16 protein-coding genes are annotated in these 19,356 nt (G+C 64.3%); 9 read left to right on the top strand and 7 right to left on the bottom strand.

All coding sequences use genetic code 11. The annotated features are described in order from the left end of the window. Positions 1-330 precede the first annotated feature (330 nt). From moaA to AC628_RS13430, 4 genes are all read left to right on the top strand, one after another. Positions 331-1,365, top strand: a complete 1,035-nt coding sequence (moaA, locus tag AC628_RS13415) for a GTP 3',8-cyclase MoaA (RefSeq protein WP_074127281.1) — start codon at positions 331-333, stop codon at positions 1,363-1,365. 346 nt (positions 1,366-1,711) lie between these two features. Then, entirely contained in the window at positions 1,712-2,251 is a 540-nt protein-coding gene (locus AC628_RS13420) for a TRAP transporter small permease subunit (RefSeq protein ID WP_050421808.1), read from the top strand. Continuing rightward, positions 2,248-3,849 carry a TRAP transporter large permease gene (locus AC628_RS13425; protein ID WP_074127282.1) on the top strand — a complete coding sequence of 534 codons (1,602 nt, stop codon included), beginning with the start codon at positions 2,248-2,250 and terminating at the stop codon, positions 3,847-3,849. The genes AC628_RS13420 and AC628_RS13425 overlap by 4 nt, the downstream gene beginning before the upstream one ends. 124 nt (positions 3,850-3,973) lie before the next feature. Continuing rightward, on the top strand, positions 3,974-5,263 hold the full coding sequence (locus AC628_RS13430) for a M20/M25/M40 family metallo-hydrolase (protein ID WP_074127283.1): 1,290 nt from the start codon (positions 3,974-3,976) through the stop codon (positions 5,261-5,263). A 42-nt stretch (positions 5,264-5,305) separates the two neighbouring features. On the opposite strand, the gene AC628_RS13435 is transcribed toward AC628_RS13430, so the two are convergent. Further along, positions 5,306-6,640 (bottom strand): sensor histidine kinase, encoded by a 1,335-nt coding sequence (locus AC628_RS13435; protein ID WP_074127290.1) that lies wholly within the window; start codon positions 6,638-6,640, stop codon positions 5,306-5,308. Between the two features lie 5 nt (positions 6,641-6,645). Further along, a complete protein-coding gene (locus AC628_RS13440; protein WP_074127284.1) occupies positions 6,646-7,320 on the bottom strand; it encodes a response regulator transcription factor in 675 nt (224 codons plus the stop codon). Between the two features lie 405 nt (positions 7,321-7,725). Between AC628_RS13440 and AC628_RS13445 the strand changes: the two genes are divergently transcribed. The 5 genes from AC628_RS13445 to AC628_RS13460 all read left to right on the top strand — a co-directional run bounded on the left by AC628_RS13445 (position 7,726) and on the right by AC628_RS13460 (position 14,430). After that, positions 7,726-8,913, top strand: coding sequence for an efflux RND transporter periplasmic adaptor subunit (locus AC628_RS13445; RefSeq protein WP_245321163.1), 1,188 nt, complete (start codon positions 7,726-7,728; stop codon positions 8,911-8,913). A 45-nt stretch (positions 8,914-8,958) separates the two neighbouring features. Then, a complete protein-coding gene (locus AC628_RS13450; RefSeq protein WP_074127285.1) occupies positions 8,959-12,204 on the top strand; it encodes an efflux RND transporter permease subunit in 3,246 nt (1,081 codons plus the stop codon). 60 nt (positions 12,205-12,264) lie between these two features. Beyond that, positions 12,265-13,800 (top strand): efflux transporter outer membrane subunit, encoded by a 1,536-nt coding sequence (locus tag AC628_RS13455; RefSeq protein WP_245321164.1) that lies wholly within the window; start codon positions 12,265-12,267, stop codon positions 13,798-13,800. Between the two features lie 41 nt (positions 13,801-13,841). Then, entirely contained in the window at positions 13,842-14,042 is a 201-nt protein-coding gene (locus AC628_RS42850) for a hypothetical protein (protein WP_143201583.1), read from the top strand. A 73-nt stretch (positions 14,043-14,115) separates the two neighbouring features. Next, the gene (locus AC628_RS13460; protein ID WP_143201584.1) at positions 14,116-14,430 is read left to right on the top strand and encodes a hypothetical protein; all 315 of its coding nucleotides are present in this window, start codon (positions 14,116-14,118) and stop codon (positions 14,428-14,430) included. Positions 14,431-14,853: 423 nt separating this feature from the next. Here the strand turns inward: AC628_RS13460 and AC628_RS13465 are convergent, their stop codons facing one another. From AC628_RS13465 to AC628_RS13485, 5 genes are all read right to left on the bottom strand, one after another. Continuing rightward, entirely contained in the window at positions 14,854-15,126 is a 273-nt protein-coding gene (locus AC628_RS13465) for a hypothetical protein (RefSeq protein ID WP_074127288.1), read from the bottom strand. Positions 15,127-15,287: 161 nt separating this feature from the next. Then, entirely contained in the window at positions 15,288-16,376 is a 1,089-nt protein-coding gene (locus tag AC628_RS13470; protein WP_074127289.1) for a TRAP transporter substrate-binding protein, read from the bottom strand. Positions 16,377-16,672: 296 nt separating this feature from the next. Further along, positions 16,673-17,761 carry a TRAP transporter substrate-binding protein gene (locus AC628_RS13475; protein WP_021082298.1) on the bottom strand — a complete coding sequence of 363 codons (1,089 nt, stop codon included), beginning with the start codon at positions 17,759-17,761 and terminating at the stop codon, positions 16,673-16,675. A gap of 310 nt (positions 17,762-18,071) precedes the next feature. Further along, on the bottom strand, positions 18,072-18,305 hold the full coding sequence (locus AC628_RS13480; RefSeq protein WP_050421797.1) for a hypothetical protein: 234 nt from the start codon (positions 18,303-18,305) through the stop codon (positions 18,072-18,074). Between the two features lie 198 nt (positions 18,306-18,503). Next, positions 18,504-19,356: Mrp/NBP35 family ATP-binding protein (locus tag AC628_RS13485; RefSeq protein WP_074127292.1), on the bottom strand; the 853-nt coding region annotated here is incomplete at its 5' end.

The raw sequence follows: 19,356 nt of genomic DNA on the forward strand, positions 1-19,356 counted from the left end.
TTCCCCGCCCCGGCTGCCGCGCCGCCGCCGGCCGCTGCGCCAGCGCCGACACGCTAGCAACTGCGCACTTTGCACTGCACAAGAACCCGGCCTAAAGCCGGGTTTTTGGTTTTGGTCGAGACACATCGGCGATTGCGATCATGCATCGCGCGATATGGCTCACCTATCGCTTTACGATTGACGTTGCATGTTGCTGATCATCGCATGCATCATCCCTTGGGACGCATTGTGACAGCCTGCCAACATGCATAGATTGTGCGTGCCGCAGCTGATCGCGACGCGGCGTGCAAGGGAACTGGTTGCAGTACTTTGGTTGAAGGCCCGGGCTGAATGAACGTCTCAACGCAAGCGCATTCCGACACGCTGTTTCGTCCGATGACCGATCCGTTCGGCCGGACCATCCGTTACCTGCGCGTCTCCGTCACCGACCGCTGCGACCTGCGCTGCTTCTATTGCATGTCGGAGGACATGACCTTCCTGCCGAAGGCCGATCTGCTGACGCTGGAGGAACTCGACCGTCTCTGCTCGGCCTTCGTCGCCAAGGGCGTGCGCAAGATCCGCCTCACCGGTGGCGAGCCGCTGGTCCGGCGCAATGTGATGGGCCTGGTGCGTTCGCTGTCGCGGCACCTTTCGACCGGCGCGCTCGACGAGTTGACGCTGACCACCAACGGCTCGCAGCTCGCGCGCTTCGCGCAGGAGCTGGCCGATTGCGGCGTGCGGCGCGTCAACGTCTCGCTCGACACGCTCGACCCCGTAAAATTCCGGGCCATCACCCGCTGGGGTGACATCGACAAGGTGCTGTCGGGCATCGAGGCGGCCCGATCCGCGGGGCTTGCGGTCAAGATCAACGCGGTCGCGCTGAAGCACACGAACGAGGACGAGATTCCCGCGCTGATGGAATGGGCGCATGGCAAGGGAATGGGCCTGACCTTGATCGAGGTGATGCCGATGGGCGACATCGGCGAGGGCCGCATCGATCAATACGTGCCGCTGTCGCTGCTGCGCGCGCGGCTCGAGAAGCACTACACGCTGACCGACCTCGCCGACGACACCGGCGGCCCTGCCCGCTACGTCGGGGTCGCCGAGACCGGCGGCAAGCTCGGCTTCATCACGCCGATGACCCACAATTTCTGCGAATCCTGCAACCGGGTGCGGATCACCTGCACGGGCACGCTGCACACCTGCCTCGGCCATGAGGACGCTTCCGACCTGCGCCGGCCGCTGCGCAGCTCGCCGGACAATGATCTGCTGTCGGCAGCGATCGACCGGGCCATCGGACTGAAGCCGAAGGGGCACGATTTCATCATCGACCGCCGCCACAACCGGCCGAGCGTCAGCCGCCACATGAGCGTGACCGGCGGCTAGTCTATCGCCCTCTCCCGACGCCTGCGTCGTCCCCCGATTACCAAGGCGGGACAACGGTTTGCCGTGGCGTCAATTTGCCCATTTTCCGATTGACGGCGTTCCACGGCGCTGATTTGGTGCCCCGGCTTTCACGCTTGCCAGGCCGGACAGGCCGCTGCCCCGTCGGTCGCTGCCGACGATCCGGCAGCCAAGAGCAGCTAACAACGGCGGAAGCGGATTTCGGGGGAGGACGATCGCTTGCAACTGCTCCTGAAAGTGAGCCGTGGCTCCGTGCGCATGCGCGCGGCGGCCAGATGATGCTTGAGAAGATATTCGGTGCGCAGATCGCGCGACCGCGGAGATCGTGATGCGCCCAATGTTGGCACTAAGTCAGGCCATCGACCGACTCAATGAGAAGATCGGCTACGTCTGCAATCTGCTCGTGCTGATCGCCTGCCTGGTCAGCGCCGGCAATGCCATGATCCGCTACGCGTTCAGCTACTCCTCGAACGGCTGGCTCGAGGCGCAGTGGTACATGTTCGCGATCCTCGTGATGTTCGGCGCCTCCTACACCTTCAAGCGCAACGAGCATGTGCGCGTCGAGATCCTCTATCTGATGCTGTCCGAACGCGGTCAGCTCTGGCTCGACATGATCGGCACATTGTTCTTCCTGATCCCGGCCTGCCTGCTGCTCGCCTATCTGTCCTGGCCGTTCTTCTACCAGGCCTATGCGGTCGGCGAGATGAGCGGCAATGCCGGCGGCCTGCTGCGCTGGCCGATCAAGTTCGTTATCCCGTCCGGCTTCGTGATGCTTGCGTTGCAAGGCGTCTCAGAGGTGATCAAGCGGATCGCCGCGCTGCAGGGCTATGTGACCATCGACGCGAAGTATGAGAGGCCGACGCAATGATCACGCTGGAGATGATGCCGCCGCTGATGTTCGGCGGCCTGATCATTGCAATGCTGATCGGCTATCCGGTGGCGTTCACGCTCGCCGCGGTCGGCCTGTCGTTCGGGTTCCTCTCGATCTATCTCGGCTTCTTCGACCTCAACTTCCTGCAGGCGATCCCGGGCCGCATCTTCGGCAGCGTGCTGTCCAACGAGCTGCTGCTCGCGATCCCGTTCTTCACCTTCATGGGCGCGATATTGGAGAGATGCGGGCTCGCCGAGGACATGCTGGATTCGATGGGTCAGTTGTTCGGCCCGATCCGCGGCGGCCTCGGCTATTCCGTGATCATCGTCGGCTTCATCCTCGGCGCCATCACCGGCACGGTGGCGGCGCAGGTGATCGCCATGGCGCTGATCTCCATGCCGGTGATGATCCGCTACGGCTACAACATCCGCTACATCACGGGCGTGCTCGCCGCCTCTGGCACCATCACGCAACTTGTTCCTCCCTCTCTCGTCCTGATCGTGCTCGCCGACCAGCTCGGCAAGTCGGTCGGCGACATGTATCTCGGCGCCTGGGGCCCGTCGGTGTTCCAGATCCTGCTGTTCGCCGGCTACACCTTCCTGCTCGGCATCTTCAAGCCGAGCCACGTGCCTGCGGTGCCGATCGAGGCCCGCACGCTGACCGGCTGGGCGCTGTGGAAGAAGTGCCTGCTCGGCATCATCCCGTCAGCCGTGCTGATCTTCGTGGTGCTCGGCACCATGATGATGGGCCTTGCCACCCCGACCGAAGCCGGCGCCATGGGCGCGGTCGGCGCCATCGTGCTCGCCGCCATCCACCACAAGGACTTCAGCGCGGCCGGCCGCAAGATGCTGATCGCAGGCGTGATCGCCGGCGGCATCGGCACCATCGTCGCGATGCTCTACACCGAGAACCTGATCTTCAGGCTCGCCTTCGCGATCACCTATCTCGCGGTGGTCTGGATCTGCCTCGAGGCCGTGAAGATCCCGGACCTGCGCGACCTGATCAAGCAGGGCTACGAGACCACCATGCGCATCACCTGCATGGTCACCTTCATCCTGATCGGATCGACCTGCTTCTCGGTGGTGTTCCTCGGCGTGTCCGGCGGCACCTGGCTGGAGCACCATCTGACCTCGCTGCCCGGCGGCGTCTGGGGCTTCCTGATCTTCATCAACATCTTCATCTTCTTCCTGGCGTTCTTCCTCGACTTCTTCGAGATCGCCTTCATCATCCTGCCGATGATCGCGCCGATCGCGCAGAAGGTGCTGGCGCCCGTGGTCGGCCCCGATGCCGCGCTGATCTGGTTCGGCGTGATGCTCTGCGTCAACATGCAGACCTCGTTCCTGCATCCGCCGTTCGGCTTCGCGCTGTTCTATCTGCGCGGCGTGGCGCCGAAGGAAGTGAAGAGCTCCGACATCTATTGGGGCGCAATGCCCTGGATCGGCCTGCAGGCGATCATGGTGGCGCTGGTGATCGCATTCCCGGTCGTCGTCACCGGCCTGCTCGACAAGCCGCTCGATGTCGACCTAAACAAGGTCAAGATCGAGGTGCCGCAGATCGAGCTGCCGCCGCTCGATTTCGGCCAGCCGAAGCAGTAGCCGGCATTCGGCCTCATTCAGGCATGTCTCGCGGGAGCGAGGCATGCTGCGGCTGTTGACGGCGGCCAAGCAGCCTGTGAATAGACGAGGCACGGACCGTCCTCGAACTCACAGATCGCCGCCCATGCCCCAATCGCGCCCCACCCGCTCGTTCGTTCGCCCGCTCGTCGCATCCCTTGGCCTGGCCTTTGCCGCGACCGTCGCTAACGCGGCGCCGGCGGCCGATGTTCGCGCCCTGGCGCAACAGGAGCAGCAGCCGCTGCTCGACACCCTGCGCGACCTCGTGCAGATCGAATCCGGCAGCAAGGACATCGACGGCCTCAACCAGATCGCCGCGCGCATCGCCGGCCAGCTCAAGCAGCTCGGCGGCACGGTCGACATCCTGCAGACCACCGACATCTATCGGCTGGACGACACGCCGGAGAAGATCGGCCCGGCCGTGCAGGCCGTCTTCAAGGGCACCGGCAGCGCGAAGATCATGCTGATCGCGCACATGGACACGGTTTATCTCAAGGGCATGCTGAAGGACCAACCCTTCCGCGTCGATGGCGACAAGGCCTATGGGCTCGGCATCGCCGACGACAAGCAGGGCATCGCCACCATCATCCACACCGTGGCGCTGCTGCAGAAGCTGAACTTCAAGGACTACGGCACGCTCACCGTGCTCATCAATGGCGACGAGGAGATCTCTTCGCCCGGCTGGCGCAGCACCATCACCCGCCTCGCCGCGGAGCAGGACACCGTGTTCTCGTTCGAAGGCAGCGACGCCAACGGCACGCTCCGCCTCGCCACCAGCGGCATCGGCTCGGCCTATCTCACGGTACATGGCAAGTCGTCGCATGCGGGGGCAAGGCCCGAGGGCGGCGTGAATGCGCTCTACGAATTGTCGCACCAAGTGCTGCAGATGAAGGACCTGTCCAAGCCCGAGCAGGGCCTGAAGCTGAACTGGACGGTTTCGAAATCCGGCACCAACCGCAATGTGATCCCCGCCGAAGCCACGGCGCAGGCCGATGCGCGTGCGCTCAAGGTGTCCGATTTCGACGAGCTCGAGCAAGCCCTGCAGGACAAGATCAAGAACCGCCTGCTGCCCGACTCCAAGGTGGACGTGAAATTCGAGGTGCGCCGTCCGCCGCTCGAGGCCAACGACGCCTCGCGCAGCGTGGCCGGCCACGGCAAGGCGATCTATCAGGAACTGGGCCTGTCGATGAACGTCGCCGAAAGGGCCACAGGCGGCGGCACCGACGCGGCCTTTGCCGCCCTCAAGACCAAGGGCGCCGTGGTCGAGGGCATGGGTCTCTCCGGCTTCGGCGCGCACTCCAACGATGCCGAGTACGTGCAGATCAACAGCATCGTGCCGCGCCTGTATCTGACCACGCGCATGATCATGGACCTGTCCGACGGCAAGGTGAAGTAAACCGGCGGGCCGCGGCACGACGGGCGCCACGGACCGGGCCTCTCAGGCGGTCGCCGGCTCCGCCTTGGCAAGGCGGAAGCTCAGCGTGAACTGGGCACCGCCCGACGGCAGGTTCTCGACCTTGATCGTCGCGTCGTGATCGTCGACGACGCCGCGGACGATCGAGAGCCCGAGCCCTGCACCATCGGTGCGGTGGCGCTGACGATCGCCGCGCCAGAAGCGCTGGAACACCAGGCCCTGCTCGGCGGGCGCAATGCCGGGCCCGCAGTCCCGCACCTGCACCGAACCGTCCTCATGCACCTCGACATCGACCGAGGTCGCATCGGCGGTGTACTTGATGGCGTTCTCCGCCAGGTTGAAGATCGCGCGCTGCAGCATCTCGGCATTGCCCTTGACCCGCACCGGACCGTCGGTGCCGCGCAGCGCGATATCCTTCTGCTGCGCCAGCGCGTAGGGCGCGATCGAGCCGACCACCTCGGCGCACACGGCGCGCAGGTCCGCGGTCTCGCCGGGGTCCAGCACCAACGTATCGAGCTCGGCGATCTCGAGCAGCTGGCTGACGATACGGCTCATGCTCTCGATGTCGGCATGCAGCTCCTTGGTCCCCTTGCTGATATCCAGCGTCTCGATCCGGGTCCTCAGGATCGCGAGCGGCGTGCGCAGCTGATGCGCAGCATCGGCCGTGAACTGGCGCTGCACGTGAAATCCATCCTCCAGGCGGTCGAAGGCCTGGTTGACGGCGGTCACCAGCGGCAGGATCTCGCTCGGAATCCCGTCCGTCGGAAGGCGGATGTCGGTCCTGGCCGGCCCGATGCTCCTCGCCTCCTCCGAGGCCCGCAACAGCGGAATCACGGCGCGGCGGAAGATCAGGATGTCGGTCGCAAGCAGGATCAGGAGGATCGGGATGGTGATCCAGCCGACCCGCCGGAAGAAATTGGAGACGATGTCGTCGATGATGACGTCGCGATGCGACAGGTCCTCGGCGACCTGGATGCGCAGCGTCTGGCCGCCGACGAGCTGGGTGACGCTGGCGCCGGAAATCCGGTCCACCGAAACCGGCAGCCGCGGCGGCGTGCGATGCGACGAAAACAGCAGATTGTCGTCCGCATCGTAGATGTCGTAGCGGTAGCGGCCATAGGCGTCGGAATAGAGCCCTCTCAGGCTGTCCGGCAGGTTGAGCACGACCTTGCCGGCGGAATCTACCGAGAGGTTCTGGCCGAGATCGGCCGCCTGATCGCGCATCGCTTCGCGATGCAGCTGGTTGATCTCCGAGTTCAAGAGCCACAGCAGCAGCAGCGGCAGGAAGATCGCGGCGACCGCGACCGCCACGATGTGCAGAAACACGATCCGCGAGGTCAGCGACGTGAAGCGGAACACCACCCCTATTTCTCCTCCGCCATCAGGTAGCCGACACCGCGGATGGTGTGGATCACGATCTTGGCGTCGTGCTCGCTGAGCAGCTTGCGCAGCCGCGACACGTAAACCTCGACCGCATTCGAGGCGACCTCGCCCGACAGGCCGAAGATATGATCCTCGACATTCTTCTTCGGCACCACCCGTCCCTGCCGCCGCAGCAGGATCTCGAGCACCGACGTCTCACGCGCCGAGAACACGTGCGGCGCGCCATCGACGAACACCTGCTTGCTCTCGGTGTCGTAGACGAGATTGGCGAGCTTAAGCGACGAGCCGAGCAACTGGCCGGGCCGGCGCAAGATGGCTTCGAGCCGCGCCACCAGCTCTTCCAACGCGAACGGTTTCGCCAGATAGTCGTCCGCGCCGCTACGCAGGCCGTTGACCCGATCCTGCAGTCCGTTGCGCGCGGTCAGCACGAGGACCGGCAGCGGGTCGTTCCTGCGGCGCAGCTCCGACAGCACCGACAGGCCATCGCCGTCGGGCAGACCGAGATCGAGGATCATGGCAGCATAGCTGACGCTGCGCAGCGCATCGCGCGCCTCGGCGACGCTATTAACGATATCGGACTCGTAACTCGCCGCCATCAGCCCGCTGGCAAGCAGTCGCGAGAGTTCGACGTTGTCCTCGACGATCAGAAGGCGCATCGCGGCATTCCTGTCTTCATTCGATCGGCCTTCTGTTTGCACACCCTGTTGCGATGCGCCAGCCAAGCGACCAATTCGCAACGGATCGCGCGCTGGGCAAGGCCGATATGCAAACGACACGCAATTAAAGCATAGCGCCTGAATTGCCGCTGACAGCGCTATGTTTTGGTATGCGGGGTCGCTTCTGTCCTCATGCAAAATAGATAAACCCGCACCCGCCGCAATCAAAATTCGCAGATCCCGCCCACCGCCGAAAAGGGCAAATGTAAGGCTGGCGTCAGCTAGCCCTGATAACTGTTCATCCGCTCTCACCGGGAGATCGACGACGGCCCACCATGCGGCAAGACCTCGTCTCCCGCGCGGGGCTTTCATGCAGTATTGGCCGGGCGAGAGATGTCATTTCGAATGAGATTTATGGGCTTTGCGGCGATGCCGGTGCTGGCGGCGCTTCTCGCCGGCGCGTGGCTCACGACGCGAGCCGATGGTGTCGTGAGCGCCAAGGCCGTGCAGGAGACCGCGCCGCAGGATGTCAATGTCGAGCAGCAATATGTTGCGCTGAACGACAAGCAGGCGGCCTCCATGAAGGTCATGGCCGCGGAGCAGCGTTCGTTCCGGACACTGAAGAACGCGGTCGGCTCGATCGATTTCAACCAGAACATGCTGGTGCAGGCGTTTACCTCAAATCCCGGCAGGATCGTCGACACGCCGCTCAACGTCGGTGACGAGGTTGCGAAGGGCGACAGGCTGTTCACCATCGACAGCCCCGATCTGTTGCAGGCCGAATCGTCGCTGCTCGCCTCGGCCGGCGTGCTCGAATTGCAGACCAGGACGCTGGCGCGGGTCAGGCAGCTGCTGAAGACCGGCGGCGGCGCGCAGAAGGACGTCGACCAGGCGACGTCGGACCAGCAGACCGCCGAGGGCAACTACAAGGCCGGCCGCGACGCGGTGCGCATCTTCGGCAAGACCGATGCCGAGATCGATCGCATCGTCGCCGACCGCAAGGTCGATTCCATCCTGGTGGTGCCGAGCCCGATCTCCGGCCGGATCATTGCCCGCAATGCCGCGCCGGGTCTCTTCGTGCAACCCGGCAATGCGCCGGCGCCCTATTCGCTGGCCGACATCTCGACGATGTGGATGGTCGCCAATGTGATCGAGACCGATGCCCCCTCCTACCGGATCGGCCAGCCGGTCGAGGTGCGGGTGCCAGCCTATCCGAACGAGGTGTTTCGCGGCCGCGTGACGACGCTTGGCCTCAACATCGATCCAAACTCGCACCGCCAGCTGGTGCGTTCGGTGATCGACGATCCCCAGCACAAGCTGCGCGCCGGCATGCTGGCGAGCTTCACCATCGAAACCGAGCCGCCGAAACTGTCGGTGAGCGTTCCACTTGATGCCATCGTGCGCGAGGGCGACGGGACGATGACGGTGTGGGTCACGACCGACAGCCGCAAGTTCGACCGCCGCTCGGTGACGATCGGCATGGAGCAGGACGGCTGGCGGCAGATCCTCAGCGGCCTCGCAGCCGGCGAGAAGGTCGCCTCCACCGGCGCGATCTTCCTCAGCAACAAGTTCGCCAACGCGGCCAGCGGCTAGCCCGTGCCAGCCGCGCCCAGGTCCGCTCGAGAGTAGTGCAGCGCCTTGATCAAGAGCCTCCTTCAATTCGGTCTGACCCGAAGCGCCGTCATCGTGCTCGGCCTTGCCGTGTTCTGCGCCGCCGGATTCGCCGCGTTCGCCAAGCTGAACATCGAGGCCTATCCGAACCCGGCGCCCGTCATCCTCGAGATCACGGCGCAGGCCGCCGGCCTCTCCGCCGAGGAGATGGAGAAATACTACACGATCCCGATGGAGGTCGGACTGTACTCGACCCCTGGCGTGGTCAACATCCGCTCGACCTCGTTCTACGGCCTGTCGTTCGTGCGCGTCACCTTCAAATACGGCGTCGATTATTATTTCGCGCTCTCGCAGGCCACCAACAACCTCACGCAGAACGTCCAGCTTCCCGGCAACCAGATCCCGCAGATCCAGCAGTCGAGCCTGGTCGGCGAGATCTACCGCTACCAGCTGGTCGGTCCACCGAATTTCGGCCTGACCAATCTCAGGACGCTGCAGGATTACGTCGTCGCGCGCCGGCTGATGACGATACCGGGTGTCGTGCAGATCAACTCCTGGGGCGGCACCACCAAGCAGTTCAACGTCGACGCCGATCTTGCAAAGCTCGAGGCCTATAACATCACCGTGCCGCAGCTGATCAGCGCGCTCGGCAATTCCAACGTCAATGTCGGCGGCCGCGAGATCGCGATCGGCCAGCAATCCGTCAACATCCGCGGCATCGGCCTGATCAACTCCGGCGGCGAGGACGATGTCACCAAAGGCTACAGGGTCCGCGACATCGAGAACGTCGTTCTGACGCAATCCAGCGGACTGCCGATCCAGATCAAGGACGTCGCCAAGGTTTCGGTCGGCTATGTGCCGCGGCTCGGCATCGCAGGAAAGGACAAGAGCGACGATGTCGCCGCGGCAATCGTCGTCATGGGTCGCACCCAGCATACCAACGACATCGTGCCAAAGGTCCAGGAGGAAGTCGCCAAGATCAACAGCGACGGCACCCTGCCGCCCGGCGTCAAGGTGGTCCCGTATTACGACCGCACCTCGCTGGTCAGCGTCACGACCCACACCGTGCTGCACAATTTGATGTTCGGCTGCCTGCTGGTGTTCGTGATCCAGTGGGTGTTCCTGGGCGACCTGCGCAGCGCGCTGATCGTCAGCGCCAACATCCCGTTCGCGCTGTTCTTCGCGATCATCATCTTGGTGCTGCAGGGCGAGGACGCCAACCTGCTGTCGCTCGGCGCGGTCGACTTCGGCATCATCGTCGATTCCGCTGTCATCATGATGGAGAACATCTTCCGCAACTTCCAGTCCAGCCCGGAGAACCGGCTGCGCGTGCTGCAGAACCTCGCCGAGGGCTACTGGGGAGGCGATCCGACCACGCGCAACGGCCAGCCCGCGCCGGGCTGGACCGAGCGGTTGCGGATGATCTTCGTCAGCGCGTTGCAGGTCGACAAGGCGGTGTTCTTCACCGCGGCCATCACGGTGACCGCGTTCGTGCCGCTGTTCACCATGCAGGGCGTAGAAGGCCAGATCTTCGGACCGATGGCGCGAACCTACGGCTACGCGCTCGCCGGTGCGCTGCTGGCAACCTTCACGGTGACGCCGGTGCTGGCATCGCTGCTGCTGCCACGGCATATCCAGGAAACCGAAACCATCATCGTGCGCTCGCTGCGCAAGGCCTACACGCCGGTGCTGCGCTGGTCGCTGACGCATCTGCGGCTCGCGGTCGCGGCCGGCATCATTTTCCTCGGGCTCAGCGGCCTTGCGGCGAGCCAGCTCGGCAGCGAATTCCTGCCTGCGCTTGAGGAAGGCAATTTCTGGATCCGCGCCTCGATGCCGCCGACCATGTCGCTCGACGCCGGCACCGAACCGACCCGCAAGATGCGCGAGATCCTGTTGCGTCATCCCGAGATCACCACGGTGGTGTCACAGCACGGCCGCCCCGACAACGGCAGCGACGCCTCGCCATTCTCGAACGTCGAGCTGTTCGCGCCGATTAAGCCGTTCGACCAATGGCCGCCCGGTCTGACCAAGGAAAAACTCACCGAGGAATTGCAGAAGGAGTTCGACGAGGAGCTGCCCGGCGTCACCTTCAACTTCTCGCAGTACATCCAGGACAACGTCGAAGAGGCGCTGTCGGGCGTCAAGGGCGCGAACTCGGTCAAGATCATCGGTCCGAACCTTGCCGTGCTCGAACAGCTCGCGAGCAAGGTCGCGCAGGAGATGGCCAAGATCCGCGGCGTTGCCGACCTCGGCATCTTCCATCTGGTCGGGCAGCCCAACCTCAACATCAAGGTCAACCGGGAGAAGACCGCGCGCTACGGTCTCAATACAGGCGACGTCACGACCGTGGTGCAGGCTGCGCTCGGCGGCACCAGCGCGACGACGGTGCTCGAGGGCGACCGGCAGTTCGGCGTTGTGGTCCGGCTCGATCCCAAGTTCCGCCAGAGCATCGACGAGGTGCGCGAGATCAAGGTCGCCTACCAGACGCCATCCGGTACCAACGCCTACATCCCCTTAAGCGAACTCGCCGACATCTCGCTCGATACCGGTGCCTCGTTCATCTATCGCGAGCGCAGCCAGCGCTATATCCCGATCAAGTTCAGCGTGCGCGGCCGCGATCTCGGCAGCACGGTTGCGGAGGCGCAGACACGCGTCGCCGAGGCCGTGCAGCTTCCGACCGGTTACCGGATGATCTGGTCCGGCGAGTTCGACAATCTCCAGGCCGCCAAGGCGCGCCTGTTGATCGTCGTGCCCGTGACACTGCTGCTGATCTTCGTGCTGCTCTACAGCCTGTTCAACTCGCTGCGCGACAGCCTGCTGGCGCTGGCCGGCATTCCCTTCGCGGTCGGCGGCGGCCTGATCGCGCTGTTCCTCGCCGGGCTCGATTTCTCGATCTCGGCAGCGATCGGCTTCATCTCGCTGTTCGGCGTCGCGGTCATGGACGGCATCCTCAACATCACCTATTTCCGCGAATTGCGGGCCTCGGGCATGAGCATCGCAGAGGCGGTGTTCAACGGCGCCGAGCAGCGCATGCGGCCGATGCTGATGACCGCGCTGTCCGCGGGCGTGGGTCTGTTTCCGGCCGCGCTGTCGCACGGTATCGGTAGTCAGGTGCAACGGCCGCTTGCGACGGTCGTAGTCGGCGGCATGTTCATCGGTCCGCTGTTGCTCCTGATCGTCGCACCGGCGTTGCGCAAGATATTCCTGTCGCGCGAGCGTGTCGCTTCGCCCGACGAGACGGCTGCCGCGGCGCCGCCCGAAGCAGCGCATTAGAGGCGCCCAGTCATGCACGCCCTCAGCGCAAAAATGTCTCGCCACGCAGCCGCCGTCCCCATGCGCGCGCTGGCGGTCGCGGCCGGAGCCCTCATGCTTGCGAGCTGCGCGGTCGGTCCGAATTTCGTGCCGCCGGGCGCTCCAGACGTCGATCGCTACACACCGGAGAAGTTGGCCTCCCCCAGCACCAACGCCGGGAGCCCCAGCGTACCGAAGCAGCATTTCGTCAGCGGCGAGGACGTGTCGCTGCGATGGTGGACGGCATTCCGGTCGAAGCCGCTCGACGAGTTGATCAAAATGTCGGTCGAGCACAACCCCTCCCTGCAGGCGGCTGAAGCGTCGATCAGGATCGCGCAATACAACGCGCTGGCCCAGCGCGGGCTGTTCTTCCCGCAGATCGGTGCGAACTACACGCCGTCGCAGCAGCAGATTTCCGGCGCCTCGAGCTCGGGCCCGGGCGGCCAGTCCCCTTCGGTATTCTCGCTGCATACCGCGCAATTGAACGTCAGTTTCGTGCCTGACATCTGGGGCCAGAATGTTCGCGCGGTCGAGAGTCTCGACGCGATCTCCGAGCAACAACTGTTCCAGCTGGAAGCGGCCTACCTGACGCTGACGGCCAACGTCGTCACCGCGGCGATCCAGGAAGCGTCACTTCGGGGCCAGATCGGCGCGATCCAGCGCGTCGTGAAGATCGAACGCGGCATTCTGGAGATCGTGAAGAACCAGTTCAAGGCCGGCAGCGCCGCCCAGGTCGACGTGCTGGCGCAGGAGGCCGCGCTGGCCCAGTCCGAGCAGTTGCTCCCGCCGCTAGAAAAGCAGCTCGCGGTTCAGCGCGACCTGCTGACCTCGCTGGCCGGGCAATTTTCGGCTGACGAGATCCTGCAAAAGTTTACGCTCGACCGCCTCGCGCTCCCCGCAAACCTGCCGGTGAGCCTGCCGAGCAAGATGATACGCCAGCGTCCGGACGTGAGGGCCGCGGAGGCGCTGCTGCATTCGACGAACGCCCAGATCGGCGTGGCGATCGCGGCGCGACTGCCCAACATCACGATCACCGGAAATACCGGAACCACCGCCTTCACCCTGGCCGAATTGTTCACGCCGGGAACCAGCTTCTACGCCATCGCGGCGAGCGCGACCCAGCCGATCTTCGATGGCCTGACGCTCTACCACAAGCAGAAGGCCGCGGAGGCCGCGGTGGACCAGGCCGACGCGCTGTATCGGCAGGCCGTGGTCACGGCGATGCAGAACGTCGCCGACGCCCTGCGGAGCCTGCAGGCCGACGCGCGCGCCTTGCAGGCTGCGGTCAAGGCCGAACTCGCCGCCAAGGCCAGCCTCGACATCATTCAGAAGCAGCTTGCCCTCGGGCAGGTCAACCAGGTGGTCGTGCTCAATGCCCAGCAAGTCTACCTGACGGCCGCGGTGGTCCGCGTCCAGGCGCAGGCGACGCGCCTCTCGGACAGCGCCGCCCTGTTCATGGCGCTCGGCGGCGGTTGGCCGACCAACTGCGCATCCGACGACTGGCGCAAATGCGTCCTGGAGGACGCCCCCGCCGCCACCCCGCAGCGGGTCAGCGAAAACGGGCCTCCTGCCCGCTGACCAACGGGGGCACACGAGACACGAACTGGAGGATCCGGCGAATGAAAAACATGTTCACTTTGGCGGCAGTCCTGCTCGCGGTCTGGGCGGGATCCGCGTCCGCACAGAGCGCGGTCGGCGGCCCGAAAAAGCCAAGCAATCTCGGCGGGCCGACCGTCCAGAAGAACCCGGTGGTTCCGGCTCCGCAGGCGAGCGCACCAACACCCCCACCGTCGCCGCCAAAGCCATTGCCGAAGAAATAGCGGCACGCTTCCGCAATTGACTTGGCTCCCGGGATTCACGCTGATCGGCTCGAATATGAAAAACGCAACGCTGTTGTTTCTCATCGCCGCGGCGATCGCCCTGATGGCATCGGACGCCAGCGCGGCGCCCTTGCACGTCACGAGGCTGTCGTCGCAACACCCCGCAGGCGCCGTTCGGGTACGGCTTGCCTGCGACCAGGACTGCCGGTGCTGGCAGACACGCTATCAGCAGCGAAGTCATCGCCAAAAGGTCGACGATCAAGCGCGCCTTGATCCGAATTACTGCCCAGGCGGCGGGCATTATAATGGCCATTACCGCACCGGACCGGCCACCGGATTGGGCTTCGAGAGCCGCGTCCCCGTGCGCGCGTTCCCGTTTCCGTTTTGATCGGCGGGATCGCGCCAATGGCAACCGCCCGGCACCGTGTCAGGCAAACGCCTTGTGAAGGAAACACGCCATGAAGTGCGCTGGCTTGGGCGTCGTGTCGTTGACAGCAGCGCTATGCTTGGGCGCCCTGTCGAGCGCCGAGGCCTCTCCCGTCAGCCCGAACGATTGCACGGTCAGGGTTCTGCATGCTGAAGAGCTACCCTACGCGCCGATGGGATATTGGCTTGTGAAAGTGACCTTCGAGGTCACCCCATCGAACGGGCCACGATTTGTCAGAACACGGCTGGACAATATTCCGTTGCGGAGATCGTCGCCCAGACGGGGCGACACCTACCGCTTGAGCTGCAGCTCGGTAGACGGGCTCGGTTACTGACCGTCGCGCCGGTTTCGGCCGACAATGCCCGATGCGACCCGCGAAGCCGCCTACCAGATGACGGCCGCGCAGAGCAGCGCCAGCGGAAGCGCGGTCCCCCCGATGACGACCCACCTGCGCATCTCAGCCGGATCTCTCGAATACGTGAATATCTGAGCGGCGACGAACAGGCAGACCGCGGCGCCCAGGAGGGTGCGAAAGAAATCGGACGGCGTCTCGTAGGCGGACCAGATGGTTTCGTTTTGCGGGCTGGCGACGCGTGCGGTGATGACCACCACAACGATCAGAAACAGCGTCCGAAGGAAAAGACCGAGGAAACGCATATGGCGCCCTGATTCATGCTCCTCCACAACGCTAGCACGAATCGGGCCAAAAAGCATTCGTCCGGCGAAAAGGCATCCATTCGCCCCGGCGCTCGCCGGCTCCAAACAAAAATCCCGGAGCCCTGCCCCGGGATTAGTGCCGGCGTTGAAGGCGCGTGGCGTCAGACCTGAGAGTGGCGCGCCATGAAATTGTCATATCCAACTTCGGCGACCTGGAACCATTGATAGCCGTTGTTGGAGAACGACGTCAGCGAGTCATAGACCTTCTTGAAATTGGCGTTGCTTGCCGCGACCTCGGCATGCAGCTCCTTGGCGGCCTTGAAGGAGGCCTCCATCACCGGCGCAGGGAACGGATGCAGCTTGGTGCCCGCGGCAAGCAACTTCTTCAGCGCGAGCGGGTTGGCCTGATCGTACCGTGCCATCATCCAGTTGTTGGCGAGATGGCCGGCCTGCTCCAGCACGTTTTGATAGAACTTCGGCAGCGCGTTCCACTTGTCGAGATTGACGATCGCCAGCAGCATCGGGCCGCCTTCCCACCAGCCCGGGAAGTAGTAGTGCGGCGCGACCTTGTAGAAGCCGAGCTTCTCGTCGTCATAGGGACCAACCCACTCCGCACCATCGATCGTGCCCTTCTCCAGCGCCGGATAGATGTCGCCGCCCGCAAGCTGCTGCGGGACGCAGCCGAGCTTCTGCATCACACGCCCGGCGAAGCCGCCGATGCGGAATTTGAGGCCCTTGAGATCGTCGACGCTGTTGATCTCCTTACGGAACCAGCCGCCCATCTGGCAGCCGGTATTGCCGGCAAGCAGCGAGGTGACGTTGTAGCTCTTGTAGAACCCGTTGAGCAGTTCCTTACCGCCGCCAAGCATGTACCACGCCTGATTGAGCCGCGAGTTCGGGCCGAACGGCACGGACGAACCGAAGGTGAAGGTCGGGTCCTTGCCGAAATAGTAATAGGAGGCAGTGTGGCCCATCTCGACGGTTGCGCTTTGCACGGCGTCGAGCACCTGCAGGCCCGGTACAATCTCGCCGGCGGCAAAGGTCTGGATCTGGAATTTGTTGTCGGTCGCTTCACCGACCGCCTTGGCCATCAGCTCGGCACCGCCATGCAGCGTGTCGAGCGACTTCGGCCAGCTTGTCGTCATTCGCCATTTGATCTCGGGCATCGATTGCGCGATCGCGGGCGCCGCAATCGTGGCCGCACCTGCAACGCCTAAACCCGTGACCTTGATGAAATCTCTTCGCTTCATTGTTGAATCCTACCCTTGGCTGGTTGTGTCGCCGAAGCGTCGACCGTCTTTTGCGGTGTCGCGCTTGCTCTTCTTTGCCGTCACGATCGAAGTCCGATCGTGGGCTGCCTTCATGCCGAGGCTTGGGCGCGAGCATGGAACATCCCCTCCCCGAACGCCAGACGCAAAAAGCCCGACCTTCTTGCGAAGGCCGGGCTACTTAAGTCGAAGCTTTTTGGCGGACCTCGATCCTCAGGACCGCAGCTGCCGCTTCTATCTGGATGCGTTCTCTTGGCGCGAACGCTCGTCCACTTCCATCAGCCGCGGGTGCGCGAGCGGATCATGAAGCTGTCGAAGGTGTACTCGGCGACCTGCCACCACAGATACTGGTCGGAGCGGTACGCCTGCATGGCATCGATCGACTTCTTGAAGTCGGCGTTCTTGGCCGAGATTTCACCCCACAGCTCGTTGGTCGCCTTGAGGCAGGCCTCGAGCACCTCGTTGGTGAACGGACGCAGCTGCGTGCCGCTGGCGACCAGCCGCTTCAGCGCCGAGGGGTTCTGCATGTCGTAGCGCGCAGCCATCCAGCTGTTGGCGTTGGCGGTCGCGTTGGTCAGGATCGCCTGGTAGTTCTTCGGCAGCGCGTTCCACTTTTCGAGGTTGCAGTAGGCGTGCACGGTCGGGCCGCCTTCCCAGAAGCCCGGGTAGTAGTAGTACTTGGCGACCTTCTGGAAGCCGAGCTTCTCGTCGTCATAGGGACCGACCCACTCGGCAGCGTCGATGGTGCCCTTTTCCAGCGCCGGATAGATGTCGCCGCCGGCGAGCTGCTGCGGCACCACGCCGACCTTCTGCAGCACCTGGCCGGCAATGCCGCCGATGCGGAATTTGAGGCCGGAGAGATCAGCGACCGTCTTGATCTCCTTGCGGAACCAGCCGCCCATCTGGGTGCCGGTGTTGCCGCAGGGGAAGCCGATCACGCCGAACTTCTTGAAGAACTCGTTGCCGAGCGCCTCACCGCCGCCCTGGTACCACCAGGAATTCTGCATGCGGGCGTTGAGGCCGAACGGCACCGACGCGTAGATCGCAAAGGTCGGGTCCTTGCCGACATAGTAGTAAGACACGGTGTGGCACATCTCGACCGTGCCGTTCGACGTCGCGTCCAGCGCCTGCAGGCCGGGGACGATTTCACCCGCCGCGAACACCTGGATCTGGAACTTGTTGTCGGTCATTTCGGCGACGTACTTCGCCACCTGGTCGGCGCCGCCATAGATGGTGTCCAGCGACTTCGGGAAGCTCGAGGTCAGGCGCCACTTGATTTCAGGCGAGGACTGCGCGATCGCCGGCGCAGCAACCGCCGTCGCGGCAGCACCGGCCGCAGAAACTTTCAAAAAATCACGACGCTTCATCGTAAGGCTTCTCCTTGAGGGGCGTTTCCCAGTGACCGCAAGCAATTCTCCGGCGGGACGGTTGCAAAGGCCCGCCGAGGCGCTCTGGAACGGCGCTTTAACACGGAAGGCGGCCCCACGGAAACGCGACAATGGCATGACCGCGCCAATTAAACGAAAGTCTGATGATGCGGAAAATCTGCCGAAAAATACGGGCCCAGGCGGTGGCGACGACGCCTGCCGCGGCTCGCGGACCTTGCCGCCGATCGCGCGGTAAATCGCCGCGCACGGGCCGTCCGGCGGCTTTTCAACCACCGGGTTACCACGGCAATCAGCGCCGCGTCGCCTCCCGCGATTTCTTGGCTTTATCGGCCAAATGCTTCCCGCGCCGGATCCAGCTTTGTGCGGTTGTTTTGCTGACGCCATACATCTTCGAGATCGTCGCCGCAGCTTCGCCGATGGACTCGGACTTCTTCGCAACGTTGAACGCCACCCGGGAGGCCTCTTCGCGCTTCTCCCGCGTCAGATGTTTGCGTTCTTTGTCTGCCTCGCGTGATGCTGCCATGTCGATGGTCGCCCCACGACCGTTCCCGCGGTTTCGGCTTCATCCCTTGGCCGCCTTCAATTGATCGAAGGGTGGTATGATTCGGCCAGTCCCGCACAAACATACAGGGCGGAACCGATTCAGCAATCGCCCGCGAGCGACGGGCCTGTGAAGAAAGCCCGCCGGAGCGCCTCGGCTCGCAGAGAGAACCGCGCCGGCTCAGGCGGCGGCGATCACGCCTTGCAGCTGCTCACGGACCTTGCTGCCGATCGCGCGGTAAATCGCCGCGTGCGGGCCGTCCGGCTCGCTCTCGACCACCGGATTGCCGGAGTCGGAGGCGGTGCGGATCGCGATGTGCAGGGGGACCTCGCCAAGGAACGGCACCCCGAGCTTCTCGGCCTCGTGGCGGGCGCCGCCATGGCCAAAGATGTCCGAGCGCGTGCCGCAGTGCGGGCACTGGAAATAGCTCATGTTCTCGACGATGCCGAGCACCGGCACATTGACCTTCTTGAACATTGCAAGCCCGCGCCGCGCGTCGATCAGCGAAAGGTCCTGCGGCGTCGAGATGATGACGGCGCCCTTGAGCGGGACGTTCTGCGCCAGCGTGAGCTGCGCGTCGCCGGTGCCCGGCGGCATGTCGACGACCAGCACGTCGAGCGTGCCCCAGGCCACGTCGCGCAGCATCTGGGTGATCGCGGACATCACCATCGGCCCGCGCCAGATCATCGCGGTGTCCTCCTCGACCAGGAAGCCGATCGACATGATCGACAGGCCGAAGCGCACCAGCGGGACCATCTTCTTGTCGTCGTTGAGCTGCGGCTTCTCGCGGATGCCGGTCAGCCGCGGTACCGACGGGCCGTAGATATCGGCGTCGAGCAGCCCGACGCGCAGGCCGAGGTCACGCAGGCCGAGCGCGAGGTTGAGCGCCGTGGTCGACTTGCCGACCCCGCCCTTGCCGGAGGCCACCGCGATGACCGCGGCGATGCCGGGGATCTCGGCCTGGCGAGCCATCGGCGATTGCGCACCGGGGGGATGCGGATGGCGATGCGCGGACGCCGGCTGGACGCCGCCG

It is taken from the genome of Bradyrhizobium sp. NAS96.2 (assembly GCF_001908235.1).
Lineage (GTDB): Bacteria > Pseudomonadota > Alphaproteobacteria > Rhizobiales > Xanthobacteraceae > Bradyrhizobium.

What these genes read in the sequence shown, in the direction of transcription:
- moaA (WP_074127281.1), top strand. Translation starts at nt 331, where the DNA reads ATGAACGTCTCAACGCAAGCGCATTCCGACACGCTGTTTCGTCCGATG.
- AC628_RS13420 (WP_050421808.1), top strand. Translation starts at nt 1,712, where the DNA reads ATGCGCCCAATGTTGGCACTAAGTCAGGCCATCGACCGACTCAATGAG.
- AC628_RS13425 (WP_074127282.1), top strand. Translation starts at nt 2,248, where the DNA reads ATGATCACGCTGGAGATGATGCCGCCGCTGATGTTCGGCGGCCTGATC.
- AC628_RS13430 (WP_074127283.1), top strand. Translation starts at nt 3,974, where the DNA reads ATGCCCCAATCGCGCCCCACCCGCTCGTTCGTTCGCCCGCTCGTCGCA.
- AC628_RS13440 (WP_074127284.1), bottom strand. Translation starts at nt 7,320, where the DNA reads ATGCGCCTTCTGATCGTCGAGGACAACGTCGAACTCTCGCGACTGCTT.
- AC628_RS13445 (WP_245321163.1), top strand. Translation starts at nt 7,726, where the DNA reads ATGAGATTTATGGGCTTTGCGGCGATGCCGGTGCTGGCGGCGCTTCTC.
- AC628_RS13455 (WP_245321164.1), top strand. Translation starts at nt 12,265, where the DNA reads ATGCGCGCGCTGGCGGTCGCGGCCGGAGCCCTCATGCTTGCGAGCTGC.
- AC628_RS42850 (WP_143201583.1), top strand. Translation starts at nt 13,842, where the DNA reads ATGAAAAACATGTTCACTTTGGCGGCAGTCCTGCTCGCGGTCTGGGCG.
- AC628_RS13465 (WP_074127288.1), bottom strand. Translation starts at nt 15,126, where the DNA reads ATGCGTTTCCTCGGTCTTTTCCTTCGGACGCTGTTTCTGATCGTTGTG.
- AC628_RS13470 (WP_074127289.1), bottom strand. Translation starts at nt 16,376, where the DNA reads ATGAAGCGAAGAGATTTCATCAAGGTCACGGGTTTAGGCGTTGCAGGT.
- AC628_RS13475 (WP_021082298.1), bottom strand. Translation starts at nt 17,761, where the DNA reads ATGAAGCGTCGTGATTTTTTGAAAGTTTCTGCGGCCGGTGCTGCCGCG.
- AC628_RS13480 (WP_050421797.1), bottom strand. Translation starts at nt 18,305, where the DNA reads ATGGCAGCATCACGCGAGGCAGACAAAGAACGCAAACATCTGACGCGG.